The following is a 6,839-nucleotide window of genomic DNA, read 5'->3' as shown; positions in this document are numbered from 1 at the left end:
CTTTAAAATGATAGAAAAACCAAGAAGTGAATTTGTAGCTTCAAGATATTCTAACTCAAAAATATTAAAAGCATATTTAGATAAAAACATCTACTTACTTATGAATAGTGAAGATGTTATATCAATAATGAAAGCTGCTATTTTTGGTGATAATGTAGAAAATATAAATTATTTAGTAAGAGAGCTTGGTATAGATGTAGATACTAAAGATACAAACACAATGCTTCATTATGCTTCTGGTGTTGGAGCTATAGAATCTATTAAGACGCTTATTGCTCTTGGTGTTAATGTAGATAATACTAATTCATATTTTCAAACGAGTTTGCATTATATTTTAGAAATTAATGCAAATAAAAAAACAGAAAGCGTAAAAATACTTTTAGACAACAATGCCAATATTAATTTACAAGAAACAAATGGAAACACACCTTTGCATTTAGCAATAATAAATGCAAGAAAATCACAAGAATACAGCAAAGTAATAGATATGCTCTTAGAAAAAAATGCTAATGTTAATATCACAAATAACAAAAATGAAACAGCATTAAATATAGCAGTAAAAAATAATGATTATAATAATTCCATAAAACTTATAAATAAAGGCTCTGATGTAAATCATATAGATAAATATTATAGCCCTCTTCATACGGCAATAAAAAACAATAATACAGAACTAGTAAAAGCTCTAATAGATAATGGTGCTAATATAAGTTTGAGAGATAAAGAAAAAAATTATAGCCCATTAAATATGGCAATAGAAGTTGGAAACTTTGATATATGCAAACTTCTTGTAAGAAATGGTGCTGCAGTGGATAATGTTTCAATAGAATTAGCAAAAAAATCTAAAAATGAAAATATTAGAAACTTCTTTGAAAGCAGCCGTATGAATTAATTAATAAATTTAGCTATATCAGATAAAGCAACATCTCTCTCTTCGCTAGTATCCATATTTTTTAGCTTAAACTTATTGTTTTTTAATTCTTCTTCACCTACTATCAAAGCATATTTAGCATTTCTTTTATTAGCAGATTTAAACTGATTTTTAATAGATTTTATATTATAATCAAAATCACAGGAAATATTTTTAGCTCTAAGAATCTGCATAATATTTAATACTTCATTTTGAGTCTCTTTAAAAGCTATAACAAAAACATCTAATCTGTCATTAATGATATTGTTATTGTTTTCAAGTACTATAAGAAGTCTCTCAAGCCCCATAGCACTTCCAACAGCAGGAACATCTTTATTAGAATTAAAAAGCCCTATCAAATTGTCGTATCTTCCGCCTCCAAGTATGGCACTCTGTGAACCTAAAGCATTAGTTTGAACTTCAAAAGCAGTTTTTGTATAATAATCAAGCCCGCGTACAAGCATATTGTCTATAGTAAAGTTCTGATTAATTTTAGTAAGCTCATTACATAGAGAATCAAAATGCTCCTTACATTCATCACATACATAATCATAAAACTTTGGTATATCTTTTAATATTTCTTTGCACTTTTCATTTTTACAATCTAATATTCTTAAAATATTATTTTCGTATCTATTTTGACAAGTTTCACAAAGCTCAGTTTTTCTCTCTCCAATAGCTTCTCTAAGTGCCTTATTATAATTAGGCTTACAATTACTGCATCCAACAGTATTAATTAATAAATTAACATTATCTATGCCGAACTCTTTTAATATGTTGATATTTAAAGCTATAACTTCAGCATCTATTATAGGAGAAGTTCCTCCGATACATTCTATACCAAATTGATTAAACTCTCTATATCTGCCCTTTTGAGGTCTCTCAGCCCTATACATAGTGCCCAAATAAAAGAGCTTATTAATAGCATATTCATTTTGCAAAGAATTCTCAACATAAGCACGAGCAACTGAAGCAGTACCCTCAGGTCTTAAAGTAAGAGAACGTCCTCCCCTATCTTCAAAAGTAAACATCTCCTTTCCAACTATATCAGTACCCTCTCCAATACCTCTAGTAAAAAGGTCAGTATACTCAAATAAAGGTGTTCTTATTCTTTTGTAGCCGTATAATCTTACTATCTCTTTTATTTTATTTTCTATAAATTCTAACCTCTCGGAAGAATCATAAAAAAAGTCGTTTGTACCTCTAGGTTTTTTTATATTAAGCATCATATCTCCAATTTATTAATTATTTAAATAATGCCTAATATATCTATTGATTATTCATATTATTAACTAATTTACCCTCTTTTACTTCTATATAGAGCAAATTATAATAACCCTTAGTTACTTTTACTTTATTATTATACATTTTATTAGCTACATAAATCTGTACATCATATTCACCTTCAGGCAAATCTATTGTGAAATTATTATTATAAATATTATATTCTTTTCCTGCAATATTTATTCTAATATTATCATAAGTATTAACTTTATCTACAAGTACATTTAAAGTATATGTTTCTACATTAGAGAAAGTTTCTATAGTATTATTAGTCATCATATCATTAGTAACCATCTCGTTAGTAATAAAGTCATTTGTAATAATATCATTAGTATTTATCATCTCATTTGTAACTACAGTATTTGTAAATATATCATCTGTAATAATATCATTAGTTACAGTTTCATTTGTTTCAATATAGAACTTTTCAGTAAATATTTTCTCTAAAACTTCTCTCTCTTCTATAAGTCTTCTTCTATTATCGCCTGGGTCTGGTACTCTGCTTGCAGGAGGATATTCTTCAAAAGAAGGAGAAACCTGTACACCATATGTAGGTAAAACTTTATCTTCTGGTATAATAGGCACAGAATCACTAACTAAAGTATATATATTCATACCATTTTGTGTCCATTGATAAGTATTAGGTTTTACATCTTTAGGAGCAGGTATTTTAGCTAGCATTTCTGGAATACTTTTATAAGTAGCTGTAGCATAATCATATATTATAGCCACAGGATAAACTTGAGTTTCTTGAAGTGAAACTAATCTATTATAATAAGTATTGTATGTTTCTTTATCAAGATAATTTAAATATAATGCCCAATATACTGAAGTAGGATAATCAGGGTCAAATGGGCTAGTATTTGCTATATAATAATTAAATATTCTAGCAGGCAATTCTTTATCTCCTGGTATAGTAGCAAGAAGACCTCCTAAATATAACATAGCTCTATTGTTAAAATAAAATACATTATCATTAGGTATTTCTAAAGCCTGTCTAAAATCACTTGCAGCTCTATTAGCATCATCTATAGTACCTTTATATCTAGCATATTTATGATATCTACTTATACCTCTATAGAAAGCGAATATACGTTTATCCACACCATAAGCATCAGAATATCCATTTTCTTCAAACCATTGTATAGCCTTTTTAGGTACATCTCTTTGAAGTCTTTCCATATATTCTGGGAAAGTATAGTTATTTTGAGCCATTAAAGGTGATAAGATAGATATCATTAAAATTATAGAAATTATCTTTTTCATTATTTTATTTCCTCAATAGTTACATATATTATTATTCATTATCGTCATAAAAAACATAAAAATAATAGCATATGCAAAAAACTAGAATTATAATATAAATTTACATTATTATAGATATTTTGCAAGTACAAATTATAATTACCTCAATAGTTTATATATAAATACCGAAACTAATAAATAAATTTTTATTTTGTAGGATTTATGAAAAAACAAATATTATTTCTCACAATATTATTATCAATTATCTTATCATGTCAAAGTATAGAATATAAAGATGATGAAATTATTAATAAAATGCTTTTAGAAAACATAGATGAAGACAGAAGCCAAAACCCTATGTATAGAGAGTTTAGAGCAGCTTGGTTTTCAACAGTTGCTAATATTGACTGGCCTCTTATGGGAGGAAACGAATCAAAACAAAAGGCTTTAATAATAAAATATTTAGATACTCTTTATAACAATAATTTTAATGCAGTGTTTGTGCAAGTTAAGCCTGATGCTGGTGTAATATTTAAATCAAAAATCAACCCTACTACCAGATATTTTTTTGGTATTAATCCTGAAGATGAAAGAGATGATTATCCATTTAAAACAGATATGCTTGAGTTTATAATAAATGAAGCTCATAAAAGAAATATAGAAGTTCATGCATGGTTTAACCCATACAGAATATCATTAAAATACGATACTAATAAAAGCTATGAAGAACAATTCTCCAAAAAAAACTTTATTCACACATATGTTTCAAACGGACTTAAGCCTGTTCATTGGTATGATAATAGACTATATTTAGACCCAGGTGAACCTATAAGTTCAAAATATGTAATGGATTCTATTATAGAAGTGGTTGAAAACTATGATATAGACGGCATTCATTTTGATGATTATTTTTATCAAAACTCATTAAACGGCAAAACATATAGAGATTGGCCTGACAGTGTAAGCTCTTCAAAATATGCAAGCAATTTAGGTTATGACCCTAACGACACTTCTTATGATGATTATGGAGTTGATGGTTTATATGCTTGGAGAAGAAACAATATTAATAATTTAGTTAGCAGCATATATAAAGAAATAAAATCAAGAAAACCTTATGTAAAATGGACTATATCTCCTGCTGGAGTTTGGAGGAATAAAGAGCCTTTAAGCGAATATAAGGGCGATATTAATGGAAGCGACAGTAAATCATATAATCCAAACTTCGATGCTTTACATGCTGATGTTTTACTTTGGATGCTAAATGGAGAGCAAACTACAACACTTAGTAATGCCACAGAAAAAGACGGATTAAACAAGATGTATATTGATGCTATTATTCCGCAAATTTATTGGAGTTCTTCACATAGAACAGTGCCTTTCGATAAAATGGTTGATTGGTGGATAGGTGAAGCAAGCAAATCTACAAATAAAAATATTGCTGACATATATATAGGGCATGCTTTATATAAAATGGGAAGAGAAGATAAATATGAACCTTGGAAAGATGTATGGGTAATGTCTAAGCAAGTTGATTATATAAGATATGTTGGCAAAGGTTATATAAAAGGCTCTTCATTTTTTACTATGCATAATATGTATTTAAATGATGTAGGTACTGGAGATTATGGATATAAAGCTATTGAAAATATTAAGAAAAATAATTATATATTCAAAGCCGTAGTTCCAACAATGAATACAATGAAAGATATTAATACTCCTCCGCTAAAATTAGAAAATCCAAGTTTAAAAAAATCTTTTGGTGTAAATGTAATTAGTTTTACAGACCCTAATGAATATAGGCTTGATAAATACTCTCATGTTTTAAATGGTACTTCTGTTTATTATGTGATATACAGAAAAAAAGAAAATAACGGCAAACTTGAAATTATAGATAAAATAAGAAGAGAAGATTTTAATACTAATTGTAAGATAGTTTATAGAGATGAAAAAGCAGATAAAAATATTAAATATATATATTATGTTACTGCATTAGATAGAATACATAATGAAAGCGAATATCTTGTAATACAATAAATATATCAAGTACTTTTATTAACTTCCGATATTAATTTACGATAATCAAAAATTATATACACATTTGGAGGAGAAACATATTTATGAAATTAAATAGATTTTTATTTCTAATATTAGTCTTATTTATAATTAACTCTATTTTTGCATTCGCTCAAATTAATAATATCAAAGTATATTTAACAGATGTAAAAGCTCCATATACAATTAACATAAAAGGTCCATACAAAGCATACAATTATAAATATGAAAGTGAAATAATATCAGGGCTAACAAATGAAACAGTAATGGTTGTAAAAAACAGATTGGGCTTAAAAGTTAATGATGTTGGAGTTTATAAAGAAGGAATAGTTTTTGAAACTAAAGACGGTTTTACATTAAACGGAAAAGAATATTATGGTTCATTAAAGTTCATACCTTATAATAACACTATGATAGTAATTAATGAACTAGATATTGAAGATTATGTTAAAGGAGTATTGCCTCATGAAATGTCTCCTTCTTGGCCTATGGAAGCATTAAAAGCACAAGCAGTTGCAGCACGTACTTATGCTATATTTCATATATTAAAAAACAATAATCAAAAACCATTCGATGTTGATAACACTACAAAATATCAAGTATATAACGGCAGAGAAAAAATTAATTGGAATACAGAACAGGCAGTAGACAGAACAAAATCAGAAATAGCTGTATATAATAACAAAGTAATAGCTACATATTTTAGTGCTTTATGCGGAGGATATACTGACAGTGCTAAAAATGTATTTGGTGCTAATGTGCCTTATTTAGAGGGAGTGGAATGTCCTTATTGTAATGCTCAAATAAAACCTTGGACTAATGCTTTAAGTTATAAAGAATTAAATAATGACTTTGCTCTAAAAGCTAATGAAAACTCCTCTATAAGTGTAAATAAAGACCCTAAATCTGGAAAGGCTTTAAATATAAAAATAGATGAAAAAGATATACCTTCAAGAGATTTCAGAAATAAATTATCTCCTGTAATAGTACCTTCTTTACAATTTAATATAGAAAAAGTTGATAATGGAATAATAATAACAGGTAAAGGAAGCGGACATGGTGTTGGTATGTGTCAGTGGGGAGCTTTTGGTATGGCTCAGGTAAAAAAAGACTATAAAGAAATTTTGAAATTCTACTACAAAGGAATAGAAATAGTTGATTACAATAAAGTAAATACAAAACTTGAACCAGATATATGGATTGAAAATTAATTCATTTTTTAATTGAAATATGAACGCTCTTTTATTAAAGGGCGTTTTTTTTTATTTATATACTTATTTTAAACATAAATCAATAAATATTTATATTGTTTCAATTTATGTTCTTATTTTTATTCAACTTTTTCCCG

Annotated in this window: 5 protein-coding genes; 3 read left to right on the top strand and 2 right to left on the bottom strand. The window is 27.4% G+C overall.

The features are described from left to right. On the top strand, positions 1 to 892 hold an 892-nt coding region (locus E6A48_RS08550), incomplete at its 5' end, for an ankyrin repeat domain-containing protein (RefSeq protein ID WP_219709712.1). Here the strand turns inward: E6A48_RS08550 and hisS are convergent. Continuing rightward, positions 889 to 2,136: a histidine--tRNA ligase gene (gene hisS / locus E6A48_RS08545; RefSeq protein WP_219709716.1), complete on the bottom strand. Its 1,248-nt coding sequence runs from the start codon at positions 2,134 to 2,136 to the stop codon at positions 889 to 891. The genes E6A48_RS08550 and hisS overlap by 4 nt on opposite strands. Before the next feature lie 43 nt (positions 2,137 to 2,179). Continuing rightward, positions 2,180 to 3,460, bottom strand: a complete 1,281-nt coding sequence (locus tag E6A48_RS08540) for a protein kinase (protein ID WP_219709709.1) — start codon at positions 3,458 to 3,460, stop codon at positions 2,180 to 2,182. Between the two features lie 201 nt (positions 3,461 to 3,661). On the opposite strand from E6A48_RS08540, the gene E6A48_RS08535 reads away from it, so the two are divergent. Then, positions 3,662 to 5,473, top strand: coding sequence for a glycoside hydrolase family 10-like protein (locus tag E6A48_RS08535; protein ID WP_219709707.1), 1,812 nt, complete (start codon positions 3,662 to 3,664; stop codon positions 5,471 to 5,473). 128 nt (positions 5,474 to 5,601) lie between these two features. Continuing rightward, positions 5,602 to 6,702 (top strand): SpoIID/LytB domain-containing protein, encoded by a 1,101-nt coding sequence (locus tag E6A48_RS08530; protein WP_219709713.1) that lies wholly within the window; start codon positions 5,602 to 5,604, stop codon positions 6,700 to 6,702. Positions 6,703 to 6,839: the final 137 nt, after the last annotated feature.

This window comes from Brachyspira pilosicoli, from assembly GCF_019402445.1.
Taxonomy (GTDB): Bacteria; Spirochaetota; Brachyspiria; order Brachyspirales; family Brachyspiraceae; genus Brachyspira; species Brachyspira pilosicoli_B.
Note: the sequence above shows the minus strand (reverse complement) of the source record. Positions and strands in the feature narration are given on the sequence as shown.

Excerpts from the sequence above, each read along its gene's own strand:
- E6A48_RS08535 (WP_219709707.1), top strand. The coding sequence starts at position 3,662 with ATGAAAAAACAAATATTATTTCTCACAATATTATTATCAATTATCTTA.
- hisS (WP_219709716.1), bottom strand. The coding sequence starts at position 2,136 with ATGCTTAATATAAAAAAACCTAGAGGTACAAACGACTTTTTTTATGAT.
- E6A48_RS08540 (WP_219709709.1), bottom strand. The coding sequence starts at position 3,460 with ATGAAAAAGATAATTTCTATAATTTTAATGATATCTATCTTATCACCT.